The organism is Hymenobacter translucens, assembly GCF_020685205.1.
GTDB classification, from domain to species: Bacteria; Bacteroidota; Bacteroidia; order Cytophagales; family Hymenobacteraceae; genus Hymenobacter; species Hymenobacter translucens.
This window is the reverse complement of record NZ_JAJERB010000002.1, coordinates 164,251-180,298: the sequence shown is the minus strand read 5'-3', so window position 1 is coordinate 180,298 and position 16,048 is coordinate 164,251. Positions and strand designations below refer to the sequence as shown.

Sequence of the window (16,048 nt, the reverse complement as noted above, 5' to 3'; positions counted from 1 at the left end):
TAGCAAGCGGCGTTTACACCTGGTATAAAACGCCGGAAAGCGCCTTGCCCAACGACAAGACGCTTTCCGGTTGGAAGGCAGACGTCCGGCGCAGGCCGGCCGCCCGGCTATTCGCGGGTCAGCTTCAGCACCCGCTGCTCCCCGGCCGTGCGCACGGTCAGAAAGTACACGCCCCGGGGAAGTTGCTGCAGCTCATCCAGCGCCAGCTCGTTGGTGCCCGCCGTCAGCTCCGCGGCTTTTGAGAATACCCGCTTGCCCAGCGCATCGTGCACGCCCAGGTTTACCGGGCTGGCCACTACCGACCGGATGCGGATGGTCAGGTGCTTGCCAAAGGGATTCGGGAAAGCCTGGATCATCAGCTCGGATTCGGCAGGCACCGTGACGGTCCGCAGGGGGCTGTGGGAAGCTTTGCCATCCTTGTCGACCTGGCGGAGGCGGTAGTAAATAACGTCGGCCCCGTAGCGGGCAATGCGGGCATCCAGCAGCTCGTAGGTGCTGCGCTGACTGGTCGTACCCCGGCCCTTTACCGTGCCAATCCGGCTGAACGTGCGGCCGTCAATGCTGCTTTCCACGTCGAAATAGTCGTTGTCTTTCTCCGAAGCCGTAACCCAGCGCAGGCGGGCGTGGTTTTCGCGGCGCTCCGCGGTAAACTCCGTCAGCTCCACCGGCAGGGGGTTGGAGGCATTGGAAAGCGTGAGACTGCCCAGGCTGGTCGTGGTGAAGGCAAAGCTGCGGGTAGAGGTGGCTGGGTCGATGGTGGCCGGGCCGGGCGTACCCACGTTTTCCCAGGTGCCGGTGCCGGCGGCGCGCCAGCCCTGCATGGTCGCAAAGTCCAGGATGCCGTTGTCGTTTTCGGGCAGCCAGCTAAAGGTAATCGGCACGGCGCCGTTGGGGGCTGCGGAGCTGGTGATGGTCCAGATCCGGTCGATGCCCTTGCGGGCGGCGTTTACCGGGCTCTGGCCGTAGCTGACGTTGGCCGTCTGCAGGCCCGCCGTGCGCAGCACGGTCACGGTACCCAGGGAAGTCAGGTCTATGATGGCGCCGTTGCCGAAGTCGGTGCTGCCGGTGCTGTTACGCTGCACCTGGAGCTTGCCCTGCACGTAGCGGCCGGTGGCCTCGCCTGTTACGGAGCCGGTTGTCGGAATCAGGATGGTGGCCGTGCCGGTGGTTTTTACCATGCCGCTGGTCAGCGTGAGCAGGTTGCTCACCGTCAGGTCGTCGGCAACCAGCAGGGACGTGCTGCCGCCGGGCTTGTTGACCTGCAGCTGGTAGAGCGTGGCGCCCCCGGCCGTCAGCGTCTGGTCGGTAGTACCGCTGATGACCACTTTGCCGGTACTGCCGCTGATGGTGCCGGCATTGGTGAAGTTGCCCTGCACTTCCACGGTGCCGTTGTTGGTAAAGGTGCCGCCGGCTTTATTATTGACGGCGCCGCTGACAAACAGCGTCGCTCCCGACGCCACCGTTATCTGGGCTCCGTCGTTGGTGAGGTGCTGGGCAGCCAGCGGTAAGGTAAGGGCTGCCAGAAGTACCGTAGCGTAGAGTGTTTTCATAATCAGGGACTTTAGGCTGAAAGATACAATTTATTCAGGCGCCTCTGCTATAGCTGACCGGATCATGTGCAGCGGCAGACTGGCAATCAGCGTTTATTCGGCGCAATCAGAACGCTGGCGGAAAGCAGCTTACCCCCATCAGCAGCCAGTGTTCTGCCGGTTGGGCGCCGGCAGGGCAGCGCGGGCTACTCACTGGCAGCCCGCGCCCCCAGCAGAACTTCCAGGTTTTTCAGCCGGGCCTCCAGCGCGGCGGTGCTGCCCGCTGGCGGCGGCTGCCGGAGCTGCTTCTGAGCTGCCGACAGCTCGGTGCGCAGCTGCTCGATCTGGCGCTGCTGCTCTTTCAGGGCCTCGACCAGCACCGGGGTCAGTTGGGCGTAGTTGACAGCCTTGAGCCCGTCGGCACCGGTGCTGACCAGCTCGGGATACACCTGCTCAAGCTCCTGCGCGATAAAGCCCAGCTGCTCGCCCTGCGGCCCCTGACCGGCTTTGAAGCGGTAGCGCCGGCCCTGCAATGCCCGGACCCCGGCCAGTGCGTCGCGCAGGGGGCGCACGTCGGTTTTCAGGCGGGCGTCGGAGCTGGAGGCCACCACCCCGTTCAGGGTAAGGTTGCCGGTGATGGTCATGCCGCCTTCGGAGTATACGGTTACCTTACGGTCGGTGGTGCTGGAACCCGCGCCCACGATGTTCAGCGCGTCGGTCGTGATGTTGCCGTAGCCGATGGTGCCCGCGTCGGCGTGCTTGCCCGGCAGGCCCGCGCCAAACTCCAGGGTGTTGGCTTCCAGGATCTTTACATTTCCCCGCACGTCGAGCTTGGCCTGGGGGCTGGGCGTGCCGATGCCCACGTTGCCGCTGGCGCCGATGTCGATGGAGCTGGTCGGGGCGCCGGGGCGGATGCGGAAGGGCAGGCGGGAGCCACCCGTCACGTCACGCACAAAAAAGTTGGCTTCGTTGGCGCCGATATCCCAGGTCTGGGCTGCAAAGCCGCCGGTGTTGGTTTGCTCCAGGCGCAGGGCCGGGGTGTTGTTGTTAGCCAGGTGCAGCTGCAGCAGCGGCGTAGTGGTTCCCGACCCCAGCCGCCCGGCGGTAGCTATGTTACCATTGGTGCTGAGGGAACCGGTAATGGCGGCGTTGCCGCCCACGCTCAGGGCGCCCGTGGTCGTGAGTCCCCCGGCCGTGGTCAGGGCGCCGGTAAAGTAGCCGGCCCCGGTTACGTGCAGCGGATATTGCGGGTCGTTGACGCCGATGCCGACGTTGCCGGAGTAGTTCCAGGTCAGCACCGACTGGCGGGAGCCGCCCCGGTTGATGCCCAGCACGCCGCCGGTGTAGCCGTACAGCACGGGCCCGTCGACGTTTTGCCCCAGCCAGTTCTTGGTGCTGGTGGCGGCTCCGTACCAGCCCAGGCCGTGGTTGCCGTCGGAGACGTTCCTCAAGAGGATTTCGTGGTCGTTGAAGCCGTAGTTCTGGGTGGCCTGAGCCCGGGCCCCGGTGGCGGACAGCAAAGCCAGGAGCAGGGTGGCCGGCAGGTAGTGGGTAAAAAGGTGCTGCATAGCGGAGGAAATAGTAGTGGCAAAGTATCATGGTCCCCGGCTGGTGGGAAGGCTATGTATGCCAACGACGTCGGATGGAGTGTCAGCGCCTCCAAACTGCCTGCTTTCACGCCGGAAGGACCAATCGATTATAAGGCCGAAACAATCAAAAACCTCGTTCTTGCCAAACTTTTTAGCTGGCGGAAGCATTATTTTCTTTTGCCTCTCCCTGATTCTATGGCCAAGCTCAAGACCCTTTATTTCTGTCAGAACTGCGGCGCGCAGAGCGCCAAGTGGATTGGCCGCTGCCCCAGCTGCGGGGAGTGGAACACCTACGTCGAAGAGGTTATCCAGAAGGAAGATACCCAGGCTGCCGGCTCCTGGAAGCCGCCCACGTCGGGGCCCGGCCTGAAGACCAGCAGCAAGCCCCGGCCCATCGGGGAGATTCACTACGAGGAGGAGTCGCGGTTCGACACCAACGACGGGGAGCTGAACCGCGTGCTGGGCGGGGGGCTGGTGCCGGGCTCCCTGGTGCTTATCGGCGGGGAGCCCGGCATCGGCAAAAGCACGCTGATGCTGCAGATTGCCATGAGCCTGACTCAGATGAAGGTGCTGTACATCTCGGGGGAGGAAAGTGAGCAGCAAATCAAGATGCGCGCCGAGCGGCTCGGGCCCCAGCACCCGCAGTGCTACATCCTGACTGAAACCAACACCCAGAACATCTTCAAGCAGATCGATCAGCTGCAGCCCAACGTGGTGATTGTCGACTCGATTCAGACCCTGCACTCCGGGCTGGTGGAGTCGGGCGCGGGATCGGTCAGCCAGGTGCGGGAGTGCACGGCCGAGCTGCTCAAGTATGCCAAGGAAACCGGGGTGCCGGTGCTGCTCATCGGCCACATCACCAAGGACGGCTCCATTGCCGGCCCCAAGATCCTGGAGCATATGGTGGACACCGTGCTGCAGTTTGAGGGCGACCGGCACCTGAGCTACCGGATTCTGCGAACCACCAAAAACCGCTTCGGCTCCACCTCCGAGCTGGGCATCTACGAGATGCAGGGCACCGGTCTGCGGCAGGTAAGCAACCCCTCCGAAATCCTGCTCAGCCAGCGCACCGAGAGCCTGAGCGGCATGGCCATCGGCGCTACGCTCGAAGGCAACCGTCCCCTGCTGGTGGAAGTGCAGGCCCTGGTAACGCCTGCCACCTACGGCACGCCCCAGCGCAGCAGCACCGGCTTCGACGCCAAGCGCCTGAACATGCTGCTGGCGGTTCTTGAAAAGCGCGGCGGCCTGCGCCTGGGTCAGCACGACGTATTCCTCAACATTGCCGGCGGCCTGCGCCTCGACGACCCGGCCCTGGACCTGGCGGTGTGCGCGGCAGTGGTTTCGTCGCTCAACGACCTGCCCATTCCCGGCAACGTCTGCCTGGCGGCCGAGGTGGGGCTAAGCGGCGAAATCCGGGCCGTCAGCCGCCTCGACCAGCGGCTGTCCGAGGCGGAAAAGCTGGGCTTCCGGGAGATGTACATCTCGCAGTTCAACGCCCGCGGCCTCGATCTGGCCCGCTATGGTATTCGGGCTCAGCCGGTAGGGCGGCTGGATGAAGTGCTGAGCGGCTTATTTGGCTGATCCGAGACTTTCAGGCAACCCATTGCGGCGAAAGTGCGTCCTGACTTTTACCCAGCAGGAATAAAAAAGGATTGCCTTGGAATGATCGGGGGTTACGAAAAAAGCCCCCGGCCGGATTGGACATTCTGAACCTGATGGTTGTATATTCGGTATAGCAATTGTCTTTTCCCACGAAAGACAGACCAGCTCGGTCGAATTGCCCACCCCTGATTTTCGTCCCGATGGCCTTTATATTTCGCTTTTCTGCTGGTCTGGCACTGCTGACCGCTTTGCTTTCGACTCCCCACCTGGGCCGGGCCCAGGGAACGGTGGTTTTGACCGGCAAAATCAGCAACCCAACCGACGACTCGATTGCGGTTTCGGTACGCGAAAACCCGCTCAGTCCCAAGGAGCTCATCACCTATGCCGGCCTCAACGACAAGGGAGAGTTTCGGCTGGCGCTTACCGTGGCCGGCCCTACCAAAGCCGACCTCGTGTACGGCGACGACGTAGCTATCATGTTTCTCGAGCCCGGCAACTCCCTGGATTTGCGCTTCAAGGGAGAGGAGATGCAAAGCACGCTCAAGTTCAAGGCCAACGACGTATCGGGGCGCCGGGCTAACCTGACCCCCGACCAGCTCCGCCGTCAGCAGGCGGCTAATGCCAACAACTACCTGGTGGAGGTAGATGAGAAGTTTATTGCCAACGACGGGTTCCAGGTATTGCCCGACAACATCACGTTCTACGAGCCGGGCTTCCTGGGCTTTCTGGACTACCGCCGTAAGGAAGAAATGAACTTCCTGGAAGACAACTCCGAGAAAGAGGCGCTGTCCCCGGCTTTCTACAACTACGCCAAGGCGGAAATCGACTACTCCTACGCCAACGACCGGCTTACTTTTCAGGACCTGCGCGAGCAGGTGGTGGTGGGCCAGAACCGCATGAAGATGTCGGAAGGCTACTACGACTTCCTGAAGGAAGAGTCGCTGATCAACAACCCCGGGGCCATTACCAGCGACCTGTACCACGAATTCCTGCTCAACTACGTGCACTTCAGCGCCGTAGCTGCCAAGCACCAGCGCACCGACCCCGACTTCTACCGGGTGTGCTATGACATTGCCAAAAAGCAGCTCACCGGTCCGGCCCAGCCCATCATTATGGGTCGGGTGCTGCAGGAGTCGTTCCGCTTTGCCCACGTGAAGCAGTCGGCGGCCATGCTCGAGGAGTTCCGCGCCGTAGATGCCAAGGGTCTGTACCTGCCTTTGCTGCAGCACGACTTCGACCAGCACAAGACCTTTGCCATCGGCGCTCCGGCTCCCAACTTCAAGCTGGTTTCGGTGACCGGCGACTCGGTTTCCCTCCGCGACTTTCAGGGCAAGCTGGTGTACCTCAACTTCTGGAAATCAACCAGCGGCCTGTGTCTGCGCGACCTGCCGTACGCCCAGGACCTGGCGCGCAAGTTTGAGGGCAAGAACATCGTGTTCATCAATATTGCCTTCGACGAAAACGAGCCGGCCTGGAAGCAGCTGGTGACCAGCAAGAAGCTGCCCGGCGTGCACCTGCGGGTGTCGGGCGGGCTCCGCTCCGCCCTGGCCAAATCCTACGCCCTGCAGGAAGTGCCGACCTACTTGCTGCTGGGCGAAGACGGTACCTTCCTGAACACCAAGCCTAAGCGCCTGAGCAGCCGCGCCGCCGTTGATGAAATCAAGGAGTCGTTCGGCAAGGCTTCCACCTACTCCAGTACCCTGACGCCGGACGGATCCAAGTAGCGAAAGACTTTCCAAGTGAAAAGCAGCGCCTTCCGAAACCTTCGGGGGGCGCTGCTGCTTTACAGGGGCTGCGTTTTCAGTTCTATTCTGCCGACCTTTGCCCCGCATGGCTTCTACCCTTACCGACGGACTTAACTTTCTGAGCAAGCTCACCCCGACCCGGGCGCTGAATACGGCCCAGGTAGTGGGCAGCTACGCGCTGAGCAAGCTTACCGGCAAGCCCCGGCACTGGGGCCTGCCCCTGGCCTTGTCGTTTGAGCCAACGACCAGCTGCAACCTGCGCTGCCCCGAGTGCCCCAGCGGCCTGCGCTCCTTTACGCGGCCTACGGGGATGCTGCCCGATGAGCTGTTCAAAAAGACGATTGACGAGGTCAGCAAGCGGCTCTGGTATCTGATTTTCTACTTCCAGGGGGAGCCGTACTTGCACCCGCGCTTTCTGGACCTGGTAAAGTACGCCGCCGACAAGGGCATCTACACGGCCACCAGCACCAACGCCCACTACCTCAACGACCAGAACGCGCGCCGCACGGTCGAGTCGGGGCTGGACCGACTGATTATCTCCCTCGACGGCACCACCCAGGAGGTGTACCAGCAATACCGGGTGGGCGGCAAGCTCGACAAGGTGCTCGAAGGCACCCGTAACATCATCAAGTGGCGCAAGGAGCTGAAATCCAGCACGCCACGGGTTGTATTTCAGTTTCTGGTGGTGCGCCCCAACGAGCATCAGATGGACGACGCCCGCCGCATGGCCAAGGAAATGGGCGTCGACGACGTGTGGTTTAAGACCGCCCAGATCTACGACTACCAGCAAGGCTCCCCGCTTATTCCGACCATCGACTACTACTCCCGCTACGAGAACAACAAGGATGGCAGCTGGAGCATCAAGAACAAGCTCGTCAACCACTGCTGGAAGATGTGGCACAGCTGCGTTATCACCTGGGATGGCCTCGTAGTGCCCTGCTGCTTTGACAAAGACGCCGAGTACCGGCAGGGTGACTTGAAAACCGAGACCTTCCGCCAGCTCTGGCACGGCCCCAAGTACCGCGGCTTCCGCGCCTCCCTGCTCAAGGGCCGGGACCAGATCGAAATGTGCCGCAACTGTACCGAAGGCACCAAGGTGTGGGGGTAACGGTAACCAGGTGATTTAGCCTACGGCGCGGATCCGGAATATCACCAAATCACTCATTCCACGGATACATGTCCGGGGGAACGTGCTCGTCGGGGCGGACGGGGAGAGGATGCAGGGCCTTGGTCTGGTCGATGAACAGGAACGCGTCGTACCGCTCTGCCATCATCGAGGGCACGTAGTTGCCGAACTGCTCGAACTGGGGGCGGTACACGACGCCGATAGCCCGGTGGCCCAGCACGTCGGATACCGCCGGGTGCCGCCGAAACTCGGCGCTAAGTAGGAGGGCATTTTCGCCTTTCAGCTGCTCGTGCAGCAGGTTTTCCCAGGAGCCGCGCCGGGCCTCGGGCACCGTCATGGGTTCCATGGGGGCGCCCCAGGACTTGCCGGCAATAACAGAGCCCTGGTAAGACCCGAACCCGGCAATAAAGACCCGCTCGGCACCGTAGGCTTCGCGGGCCAGCTGCCCCACGTTTACCATCCGCTCCCGGGCCATATCCGTGAAGCGGGCGTCGCCGACGTGGGTGTTATGCTCCCAGATGATGGCCTTGCTGTCGGGCCCATGCAGGTCGAGCAGGCGGGTCAGGGTTTCCATCATGTGGTGGTCGCGCACGTTCCAGGAGCTGGAGCCGCCCTGAATCATGGCGCGGTAGTACCGCTCGGCATTTACCGCCACCAGGGCGTTCTGCTCGGCGGCAAAAGCCATTTCACGCTCCAGGCCCAGCGCCGGAGCCAGCACCGGCGGGTGGCGGCGCAGCTCCTGGAGCATGGCCGTCACCTCATCCTCGCAGTCCTGCGACACGAAGGCGACGTGTTGGGCGTATTCCTGGGGGTCGTCGCTGAACGGCTCGAAGCAGCGAAAGGCCCGGTGGGCCGCAGTAGCGGCGCCGTCGCCCTGGCGCTCCACGTAGTGCATAATCTCCTGCAGCGACTCCCACAGGCTGTACACATCCAGCCCGTAAAAGCCCACGCGCTGACCCAGGGGCACCTGGCGGTTGTGCTGGTGCAGCCAGTCCACGAGGGCAGCTACCTCCCAGTTGTTCCACATCCAGGTGGGCCAGCGGTTAAACGTTTGCAGCAGCCGGGCGGCGGTGCCGTACGTGACTTCAGGCTGCTTGATGGCGGTGTTTACCTCGAAGCAGTCGGGCCAGTCGCCTTCCACGGCAATAAACTGGAAGCCCTTTTCCTGAATCAGTCGCCGGGAAATGGCCGACCGCCAGGTATAGTACTCCGAGGTGCCGTGGGAGGCTTCGCCAAGCAGCACTATGCGGGCGTCGCCGATGGCGGCCATGAGCGGGTCGAGGTCGGCGGCGGTGCGCAGCGGGTGGGTGGGCAGGGGCGTTTTCACGGTTCGGAAAGGGAAAGGTGAAAATGAAAAAGCGCGCCCCGGTGCTGCCGCGGCGCGCTTAGGCTGGGAAGTGCATTACTTGTGGCCCTTCATCAGGTTTTTACCCAGATCTTCTACCTGCCGCAGAAAGGCTTCCACCTGGTCGTCGGCGTACACGCCAAAGGCGTTGGAAAGCGTGCCTTTCACGCCGTCGGCGCACTGGATGGCGTAGAGAATCGACATGTCATCGGGGTCACTCTCGCCCTCGAAGCGGTAGAAGTCCACGATGGTGACTTCCTCGGGTCCGTAGGTTTTGGGGGAGTCGGCCACGAAGGTGTGAAGGCGGCCGCCTTCGACCTTGAAGTCCTGGGTGAAGCCATCCTTCGAAAGCTTGTTCTCCACGTTCACCATGGAGCGTTCTTCTTCTTTGTCTTGCATCGTCGGGATGTCGTTGGGTTGGAAAGGAAGGGCAGATTAAAGAGAGCTTAAAAAAAAGCCCCCGTCCCGGCTATACGGAACGGGGGCGGGGGCAGGTTGCCGGAATATAGTTGTCCGTTGTTCGTTGTCCGTCGTTAGCCGCCAGAACAAAACTGACAACGAACAACGGACAACTTAGCCCGGGTTACGGGTGGCAGCCAGCTCAATCGTGCGCTGCAGCCGGTCCACATCGATGGTAGAGCAGGCCCCGCCGCAGCCCTTGGCGCAGCCGGTGGCCGTTTTCACGAAAAAGGCCCGCCAGAAGATCCGGCCGACATAGAACGTGGCTCCCAGAAAAAGCAGGGCAATGAGGGCGTATTGGAAGATCATAGCGGCTACAAAACTACGGCCGGTGCGGAAAAGTTTGACCGTTAGCCGGTCCGGCCAGACTTATACCGGCCAGAACTCCCGGATGGTGGCCTGCATCTGCTCGTGTACGAGGCCGTTGCTGGCGCAGATCTGCCGGCCGAACAGCGGGTCGCCCTCTTCCAGAAACTGCGTAACGCGGCCTCCGGCTTCGCGCACCAGCAGGATGCCGGCGGCTACGTCGTAGGAGTTCAGGTTGAACTCGAAGAAGCCCTCGAAGCGGCCCGCCGCCACCCAGGCCAGGTCGGCAGCGGCCGAGCCGACGCGCCGCACGCCGTGGGAGCGTTGCATAAAGGCGCCCAGCACCCGCAAGTAGTCGTCCATCAGCCCGAAGTCGGTGTAGGGGAAGCCGGTGGCAATCAGGGAGGAGTTGAGCTCGGGCACGTCGGTGACGTGGATAGGCTTTTCGTTGCAGAACGCTCCACCCCCGCGCACGGCCCGGAAGCACTCGTCCCGCGAGACTTCATACACCACGCCAGCTACCAATTCCTGTTGCTGCAGCAACCCCACGCTCACGCAGTAGCAGGGCAGACCGTGCACGAAGTTGGTGGTGCCGTCAAGCGGGTCGATAATCCAGGTGAACTCGGTGCCGGTGCTCGTGGCCTGACTGTCGGAGCCGGTAGTGCCTTCCTCGGTGATAAAGCCGGCGCCGGGCAGCAGCTCGCGCAGGCCCGCAACCAAAAGCCGCTCGGTTTCCTGATCCACGTAGGAGACCAGGTCGTGGACGCCCTTGTGCTCGACTTTGCTGCGGTCGAAGGAGGCGGCTTCCTGGCGGATAAACCCGCCGGCGCGGCGGCAGACGTCGGCCAGGCCGAGGCTGAGTTGGGTAAGGTCGGTCATGGATAAGTGGTAAAGCCCGGACATGAGAGCTCAGAGCCTAGATGTTTACGCGTTGTAATCAGACAGAACGTTTCTACGTTTTTGGTGCTGGCTTCTCCGTTCTAAGCGGAGCGCAGGTTCAGGAACAGCAGGGCCGTATAGGCGGCGGCGAAGAGGATGACAACCCGGCGGATGGTACGGCCGGTGGTATTGCGCCAGGTATCGGTAACGCCCGGGCGCGGGTTACCCATTATGTCGCGGCCCTGGCCGAAGCGGAAAAACCAGAGGGCAATCAGGTAGAAAAACAGCGGCGCCAGCAAGTCGGTCCAGTGCTTCATTTTTTAGATCTTATGAATTAGAGCTGAGACTGGCGTCGAGGCCCCGGAAAGTGGACTCTAGGCTATTGGCTCTACGTTCTCTGTTCTAACGGCGGGCTGGCTAAAGGCCTGAACCACCACGAAAAGCAGCAACAGCACCGCCGCCAGCTGGGCGCCCCGGCCGATAAGCTCACCGAACCGGACGTAGAACGTCAGCTCGGTGTTGAGGTGCACCGTAGCCCGGCTCACGGCCATCTTCCACCACTCGGTGCGCTGCACAATCTCGCCTTTCTGGTTGATAAAGCCCGAAATGCCGGTGTTGGCCGAGCGGGCAATGTCGCGGCGGGTCTCGATGGCGCGCAGGGTAGCGTACTGCAGGTGCTGGCGGTAGCCGGGCGAGTCGCTCCACCAGCCGTCGTTGGTGATGATGCCGATAAGCGTAGCGCCGTTGCGAACGTACTCGCCCACGAAGTCGGCGTACACCGACTCATAGCAGATAACCGGGGCCACGCGCAGGGCGGAGTCGGCACCGGCCATGCGGAACACGGTGCGCTGCTCCTGGCTGCCGTAGCTGCCCACGGTGCCGCCCAGGTCGATGTTGTTGACCAGCTTAGCCAGTGATACGGGTACCTTTTCCACCCCCGGCACCAGCCTCGACTTGTGGTAGAACTGCGTGCCGCCGGTGCCGCTGGGCAGGTAGGCGGCAGTATTGAACACGTCGTAGTAGCCCAGGTCGTCGCGGTAGCGGGCCGTGGGGGAGGCGGTTTCCTGGCTGGGGTAGGAGCCGAGGCTGGTGATGCCGGTTATCAGCTCGACGCCGGGGTGGGCGCCCAGAAACTGGCGCAGGCGCTGGGTTTTGGGCAGACTCTCGAACGTGGCTTCCCAGTTCGATTCTTCCAGGGCCGTCTCGGGCCAGAGCACCAGCCGGGTCTGCGGGGTCAGGTTCTGCTCGGTCAGCGTCAGCATCCGGGTCAGCTGCTGGTCGTAGGGAATAAAGTTGATGGTGCTCGGAAACTTCTCCTTGAACGGGTCGACGTTGGGCTGTACCACCAGAACTTCGGCCTCAGCGCCCTTTTCCTGGTACGCGGCGCCGATGCCATACGACAGCAGAATCGGCAGCGCCACGGCCAGGACCGGGGCCAGCCAGCGGAGCTTCGCTGATTGGGTTGGAGCTGCCGTCAAAGCGTCATTTGCTGATAAACCACACAAAGTCCGGAACACGAGAATGTTCACCACCCAGATCCAGAGCGAGCCGCCCAGGAAGCCGGTGTACTCGTACCACTGAATCAGCGACGTAGCCTGGGCAAAGCCGTTGCCGAGCGTCAGCCAGGGCCAGGTCAGGTCCCAGTGCAGGTGGAGTTGCTCGAAGGCAATCCAGTACACCGGCAAGGACAGGTAACCAAGCAACGGGCCGGCCAGGCGCTTGGTATGATAGAACGCCATGGTTGGAATGCACATCAGCAGGGCGTTGAGCACCACAGCTGCGATGCCCCCGCCCAGGGTGCTGTAGCTCACCCAGTACGTGGTGAACAGGTTCCAGAGCACCAGGGCCAGGTAGGTGTAGCGAAACACCTTCCAGCCGCTCGCGCCGCGCCGGGTCAGCACCTGCTCCAGGCGCAGGTACGGCACCCAGGCCACCAATAAAAGCAATGCCAGCGGAGCCGGGTGCACCGGCCAGCCCAGCCACAACAGCCCGGCCGTGAGCAGCGCCAGCAGCCCGGGCTTATTCCCGATTTCCTTGAACAACGACAACGATTTCTCCTTTTATAGACGTACGGGCCGCGAAGTTGGCCGCCAGCTCCGCCAGCGTGCCATTCACGGTTTCCTCAAATAGTTTGGTCAGCTCCCGGCTTACCGAGGCCGGACGGTCGGGGCCGAAGGTTTCGGCCAGCTGCTCCAGCGTTTTCACAATCCGGTGCGGCGACTCGTAGAAAATCAACGTCCGGGTCTCGGGCGCCAGTTCCCGCAGGCGGGTCTGCCGGCCCTTTTTCACCGGCAGAAAGCCTTCGAACGTAAACCGCTCGGCCCCAAACCCCGACTTAAGCAAAGCCGGCACAAAAGCCGTGGCGCCGGGCAGGCATTCCACCGCCAGCCCCTTGGCCAGGCACTCGCGCACCAGCAGAAAGCCGGGGTCGGAGATTCCGGGCGTGCCAGCGTCCGACACCAGCGCCATCTTCTCGCCTTTCTCGAGCCGGTCGAGGACGCGGGCCACGGTCTGGTGCTCGTTGTGCAGGTGGTAGCTGAGCATGGGCTTTTTGATGCCCAGGTGCTGCAGCAGCCGGCCGCTGGTGCGGGTGTCCTCGGCCAGTACCACGTCCACCTCGCCCAGCACCCGGATGGCCCGGAGCGTGATGTCTTCGAGGTTGCCGATGGGCGTGGGCACGATGTACAGGACGGTAGCGGTTTCAGCCATAGGGCAAAGGTAGGGCAGCGGGGCCGAAGCGCCTGACGGCCGAGCTACTGCGCCCCGTGCCGGGCGGCCAGCGCGTCGATAGCCTCCGCCAGCCGGTGGTCCCGCTTGCTCACGGTGTTGCCCGCATCGTGGGTGCGCAGCCGGAACTCCACGGTATTGTACTCATTGGCCCACCACGGGTGGTGGTCGGCGCGCTCAGCTTCGGCGGCCACATCGGTCATGAAGGCAAAGGCCACCTTAAAGTCGGGAAAGCGGAAGGTGCGGCACAGCGCATTGTTTTGTTCGGTCCACATAGTTGATTATTGGCTTATAGCTACCAGCTGTTGTCTGATAGTCTGACGGTGAGGGAATAGAGGGAAGAGCGGCGAATTTTGTTGCCGGGCCGGATCTGGTTTGAACAGCTTTTAGGAAGCCAGCTGGTCGCGCACTTCCATCAGGGCAAAGCCGAGCAGGTTGAGCCCGCGCCACGTGAGCGGGCTGGCAGCATCGGCGTGGTCCTGGGTCAGTCCGATACCCCAGATGGAATCGACCGGGCTGGCTTCCACCAGCACCCGGCTGCCGGTGGTCAGCAGAAAAGTCTGTAGCGCCGGGTGCTGGGAGAACTTGGCCTGGTTGCCGCGCACCACGATAGCAAAGCGGGCTGTCACCCAGGTTGTTTCGTCGAAGCCCTGAATCCGGCGGCCCAGGCTTTTGGCGTCGTTGGGGTGGCGGGCGGCCAGGATGGCGGCGCGGGCGGCTTCGTCCTGGAACAGGCGGGCTTTCTCGGCCATCATGTAGTGCTCGGTGGTGGGGTAGGCGTGCCCGTCGAGGGTGAAAGAAGCCGGATACCACTGGCTGAAGCACTCTTTGCCGACGGTAGCCGACTTTGCCGTGTGGCCCCAGAAGTAGAGGTATTTGAACGGGTGACCCGCCGCTACGGCCGCCTGCAGGCTGGCGACATCGCGAATGGAAGAGTAGGACGCTGAATTAGACATGATGAGCGCAGTTTACACCTATTCCCGGCGTCACATATCAAAACCCTATTCAAAAAAACCTAGTACACCTCCCTACCACCCTGACCCAACGCTCTAACCAACCAACGCTATGGCAATCGACCCGAACAACCGCCCCGTGCGGGTGATAAACGACGACACCACCAACGAGGAGTTTCAGGAAGGCCACATCATTGCCGGCGCCAACCCGCCCCGCAACGAGGAGGCCCGCGGCGGCTTCGGCAACCGCGACGGCAAGGAAGGCTACGGTACCGACAGCGCCGGCGGCATGACGGCCGTTTCCCTTAACGAGAATGCCGACGACTCCAAGCGTCCGCCAGACAACATTCTCTCGGTAGAGGAAGGCCTGCAGGACCGCCTCAACCAGGATATGCCGGCTCCGGAAGACATGGATCCGCGCCGGGTACCCGCCCCTCTTGACGAAATCTCCGCCGACGACCTGCGCAAGGACGACATGCTCGACCCGCGCTACCGCGTGGGCATGGGCCAGATGGCGCCGCCCCAGCCCAACCCGGAAGCTGTGGGTGCTAATACCCAGACCAATGCCGAGCAGAACGACCCGAACGCCCAGGAGTCGGGAATTCTGAAGGGCGAGAGCTAAGCTTTTTTCGCCGGGTTTCCGGCATCTAGTTCACCTTTAAACTTCTGAACGTCATGCCTTACAAAAGCAATAACACCAATCAGCAGTCCAAGGAAAACCACGGCAGCCCGGCCAACTCGGGTCAGCCCAAAGCTGGTGGCGACAAGCCCCTCGGCCAGACGGGTGACGAAGAGCAGCGCATTGCCGATGAGTATACCGAGGACGGCCTGGACGAGGCCCGTCACGACCTGCTTCGTCATCCCAACCGCAACCTCGACAAGCCCGACCTGGACAAGCCGGCCTACAGCTAGGCCCGGCTCCCCTTCCAACCTATTGCACCAGGAAGCCTCTGCCTAACCCGCAGGGGCTTTCTGTTTCCCAGGCTGCAGGCGCTTGGCTGATGGCTTTTAGGTTCCTGATGGCTCTCCTGTGCTTAAGATGACGGCTATTCAACCGCACTTTATTATTTCAAAACCACACTGCGTATGGCGCGCTACGTCACGACTGATCTGCACGGCTGCCTGCACACCTTCCGGCAACTGGTGGAAAAAAAGCTGGAGCTGAAGCCCGCCGACGAGCTGTACGTGCTGGGCGACTACGTGAACAAGGGCCCCGACAGCCGCGGAATGCTCGACTATCTGATGCAGCTGCCGGCACGCGGCTACCAGGTCTGGTGTCTGCGCGGCAACCACGACCAGGAGCTGCTCGACGCCATTCAGGGCAAGACCGAGGCGCTTTGGGCGAATGCTGCCGACCGGCAGCTGACGCTGGCCAGCTTCGGAGTGGCAGAGGCCAGCGCCATTCCGGCGGCGTACGTGGCCTGGCTTGAGGCACTGCCCCACGTGCTCGACATTCCCGGATTTACGCTGGTCCACGCCGGCTTCGACTTCCGCCTCCCCCCGGAGCAGATGCGCACCGATTGGCACACCATGCTCAATACCAAGAAGTTTACCCTGGATGCTTCCCGCCTGCAAGGGCGGCGCCTGCTGCACGGTCACGTGCCGACCCCAACAGCCGAAGTGAAAAAGAAAGTAGCTGAACAGGCCGGCGCCATCGGACTTGACACCGGCTGCGTGTACCGGCACAACCCCGAGCTGGCTCATTTGGCCGCTTTGGAGCTGGACAGCTGGAACCTGACGCTGCAGTCCAACCTGGAGCCGCCCTACCCGATAGCCAAACGCTAAGTC

At 62.4% G+C, this 16,048-nt stretch carries 17 protein-coding genes; 6 read left to right on the top strand and 11 right to left on the bottom strand.

Annotated elements, in window-relative coordinates:
* Nucleotides 1-107: 107 nt before the first annotated feature.
* Both LJY25_RS04515 and LJY25_RS04510 read right to left on the bottom strand, forming a co-directional pair.
* On the bottom strand, nt 108-1,550 hold the full coding sequence (locus LJY25_RS04515; protein ID WP_227607048.1) for a T9SS type A sorting domain-containing protein: 1,443 nt from the start codon (nt 1,548-1,550) through the stop codon (nt 108-110).
* A gap of 185 nt (nt 1,551-1,735) precedes the next feature.
* Complete coding sequence (locus tag LJY25_RS04510; protein WP_227607047.1) at nt 1,736-3,097, bottom strand: tail fiber domain-containing protein; 1,362 nt, start codon at nt 3,095-3,097, stop codon at nt 1,736-1,738.
* Between the two features lie 216 nt (nt 3,098-3,313).
* Here LJY25_RS04510 and radA point away from each other — a divergent pair, with 216 nt between their 5' ends.
* The 3 genes from radA (at nt 3,314) to LJY25_RS04495 (ending at nt 7,573) form a co-directional block, all read left to right on the top strand.
* Entirely contained in the window at nt 3,314-4,699 is a 1,386-nt protein-coding gene (radA, locus tag LJY25_RS04505; RefSeq protein ID WP_227607046.1) for a DNA repair protein RadA, read from the top strand.
* Between the two features lie 221 nt (nt 4,700-4,920).
* Complete coding sequence (locus LJY25_RS04500) at nt 4,921-6,444, top strand: TlpA family protein disulfide reductase (RefSeq protein WP_227607045.1); 1,524 nt, start codon at nt 4,921-4,923, stop codon at nt 6,442-6,444.
* Nucleotides 6,445-6,550: 106 nt separating this feature from the next.
* Nucleotides 6,551-7,573: an SPASM domain-containing protein gene (locus LJY25_RS04495; protein ID WP_227607044.1), complete on the top strand. Its 1,023-nt coding sequence runs from the start codon at nt 6,551-6,553 to the stop codon at nt 7,571-7,573.
* Nucleotides 7,574-7,622: 49 nt separating this feature from the next.
* On the opposite strand, the gene LJY25_RS04490 is transcribed toward LJY25_RS04495, so the two are convergent.
* From LJY25_RS04490 to LJY25_RS04450, 9 genes are all read right to left on the bottom strand, one after another.
* Nucleotides 7,623-8,918: an erythromycin esterase family protein gene (locus LJY25_RS04490; RefSeq protein WP_227607043.1), complete on the bottom strand. Its 1,296-nt coding sequence runs from the start codon at nt 8,916-8,918 to the stop codon at nt 7,623-7,625.
* Nucleotides 8,919-8,993: 75 nt separating this feature from the next.
* A complete protein-coding gene (locus LJY25_RS04485; protein WP_227607042.1) occupies nt 8,994-9,335 on the bottom strand; it encodes a hypothetical protein in 342 nt (113 codons plus the stop codon).
* Between the two features lie 174 nt (nt 9,336-9,509).
* Nucleotides 9,510-9,704: a FeoB-associated Cys-rich membrane protein gene (locus LJY25_RS04480; RefSeq protein ID WP_227607041.1), complete on the bottom strand. Its 195-nt coding sequence runs from the start codon at nt 9,702-9,704 to the stop codon at nt 9,510-9,512.
* A gap of 60 nt (nt 9,705-9,764) precedes the next feature.
* The gene (locus LJY25_RS04475) at nt 9,765-10,580 is read right to left on the bottom strand and encodes an inositol monophosphatase family protein (RefSeq protein ID WP_227607040.1); all 816 of its coding nucleotides are present in this window, start codon (nt 10,578-10,580) and stop codon (nt 9,765-9,767) included.
* Between the two features lie 101 nt (nt 10,581-10,681).
* Nucleotides 10,682-10,897 (bottom strand): hypothetical protein, encoded by a 216-nt coding sequence (locus LJY25_RS04470; RefSeq protein ID WP_227607039.1) that lies wholly within the window; start codon nt 10,895-10,897, stop codon nt 10,682-10,684.
* Nucleotides 10,898-10,954: 57 nt separating this feature from the next.
* Nucleotides 10,955-12,628 carry an apolipoprotein N-acyltransferase gene (gene lnt / locus LJY25_RS04465; RefSeq protein ID WP_227607038.1) on the bottom strand — a complete coding sequence of 558 codons (1,674 nt, stop codon included), beginning with the start codon at nt 12,626-12,628 and terminating at the stop codon, nt 10,955-10,957.
* A complete protein-coding gene (gene rsmI, locus LJY25_RS04460) occupies nt 12,600-13,289 on the bottom strand; it encodes a 16S rRNA (cytidine(1402)-2'-O)-methyltransferase (RefSeq protein ID WP_227607037.1) in 690 nt (229 codons plus the stop codon). Before rsmI ends, lnt begins: the two co-directional genes overlap by 29 nt.
* 44 nt (nt 13,290-13,333) lie before the next feature.
* Complete coding sequence (locus LJY25_RS04455; protein ID WP_227607036.1) at nt 13,334-13,582, bottom strand: 4a-hydroxytetrahydrobiopterin dehydratase; 249 nt, start codon at nt 13,580-13,582, stop codon at nt 13,334-13,336.
* A 111-nt stretch (nt 13,583-13,693) separates the two neighbouring features.
* On the bottom strand, nt 13,694-14,263 hold the full coding sequence (locus LJY25_RS04450; RefSeq protein WP_227607035.1) for an NADAR family protein: 570 nt from the start codon (nt 14,261-14,263) through the stop codon (nt 13,694-13,696).
* Nucleotides 14,264-14,372: 109 nt separating this feature from the next.
* Between LJY25_RS04450 and LJY25_RS04445 the strand changes: the two genes are divergently transcribed.
* The 3 genes from LJY25_RS04445 (at nt 14,373) to LJY25_RS04435 (ending at nt 16,045) form a co-directional block, all read left to right on the top strand.
* Nucleotides 14,373-14,882, top strand: a complete 510-nt coding sequence (locus LJY25_RS04445; protein ID WP_227607034.1) for a hypothetical protein — start codon at nt 14,373-14,375, stop codon at nt 14,880-14,882.
* Nucleotides 14,883-14,935: 53 nt separating this feature from the next.
* Nucleotides 14,936-15,172, top strand: a complete 237-nt coding sequence (locus tag LJY25_RS04440; RefSeq protein WP_227607033.1) for a hypothetical protein — start codon at nt 14,936-14,938, stop codon at nt 15,170-15,172.
* A gap of 174 nt (nt 15,173-15,346) precedes the next feature.
* On the top strand, nt 15,347-16,045 hold the full coding sequence (locus LJY25_RS04435; RefSeq protein ID WP_227607032.1) for a metallophosphoesterase family protein: 699 nt from the start codon (nt 15,347-15,349) through the stop codon (nt 16,043-16,045).
* The last annotated feature ends 3 nt before the right edge of the window (nt 16,046-16,048 follow it).

Bases quoted from the DNA above. Each gene is read 5' to 3' on its own strand.
- LJY25_RS04455 (WP_227607036.1), bottom strand. From the start codon at position 13,582: ATGTGGACCGAACAAAACAATGCGCTGTGCCGCACCTTCCGCTTTCCC.
- LJY25_RS04435 (WP_227607032.1), top strand. From the start codon at position 15,347: ATGGCGCGCTACGTCACGACTGATCTGCACGGCTGCCTGCACACCTTC.
- LJY25_RS04450 (WP_227607035.1), bottom strand. From the start codon at position 14,263: ATGTCTAATTCAGCGTCCTACTCTTCCATTCGCGATGTCGCCAGCCTG.
- LJY25_RS04485 (WP_227607042.1), bottom strand. From the start codon at position 9,335: ATGCAAGACAAAGAAGAAGAACGCTCCATGGTGAACGTGGAGAACAAG.
- LJY25_RS04445 (WP_227607034.1), top strand. From the start codon at position 14,373: ATGGCAATCGACCCGAACAACCGCCCCGTGCGGGTGATAAACGACGAC.
- LJY25_RS04495 (WP_227607044.1), top strand. From the start codon at position 6,551: ATGGCTTCTACCCTTACCGACGGACTTAACTTTCTGAGCAAGCTCACC.
- radA (WP_227607046.1), top strand. From the start codon at position 3,314: ATGGCCAAGCTCAAGACCCTTTATTTCTGTCAGAACTGCGGCGCGCAG.
- rsmI (WP_227607037.1), bottom strand. From the start codon at position 13,289: ATGGCTGAAACCGCTACCGTCCTGTACATCGTGCCCACGCCCATCGGC.
- LJY25_RS04515 (WP_227607048.1), bottom strand. From the start codon at position 1,550: ATGAAAACACTCTACGCTACGGTACTTCTGGCAGCCCTTACCTTACCG.
- LJY25_RS04470 (WP_227607039.1), bottom strand. From the start codon at position 10,897: ATGAAGCACTGGACCGACTTGCTGGCGCCGCTGTTTTTCTACCTGATT.
- LJY25_RS04440 (WP_227607033.1), top strand. From the start codon at position 14,936: ATGCCTTACAAAAGCAATAACACCAATCAGCAGTCCAAGGAAAACCAC.
- LJY25_RS04475 (WP_227607040.1), bottom strand. From the start codon at position 10,580: ATGACCGACCTTACCCAACTCAGCCTCGGCCTGGCCGACGTCTGCCGC.
- LJY25_RS04510 (WP_227607047.1), bottom strand. From the start codon at position 3,097: ATGCAGCACCTTTTTACCCACTACCTGCCGGCCACCCTGCTCCTGGCT.
- LJY25_RS04500 (WP_227607045.1), top strand. From the start codon at position 4,921: ATGGCCTTTATATTTCGCTTTTCTGCTGGTCTGGCACTGCTGACCGCT.
- LJY25_RS04480 (WP_227607041.1), bottom strand. From the start codon at position 9,704: ATGATCTTCCAATACGCCCTCATTGCCCTGCTTTTTCTGGGAGCCACG.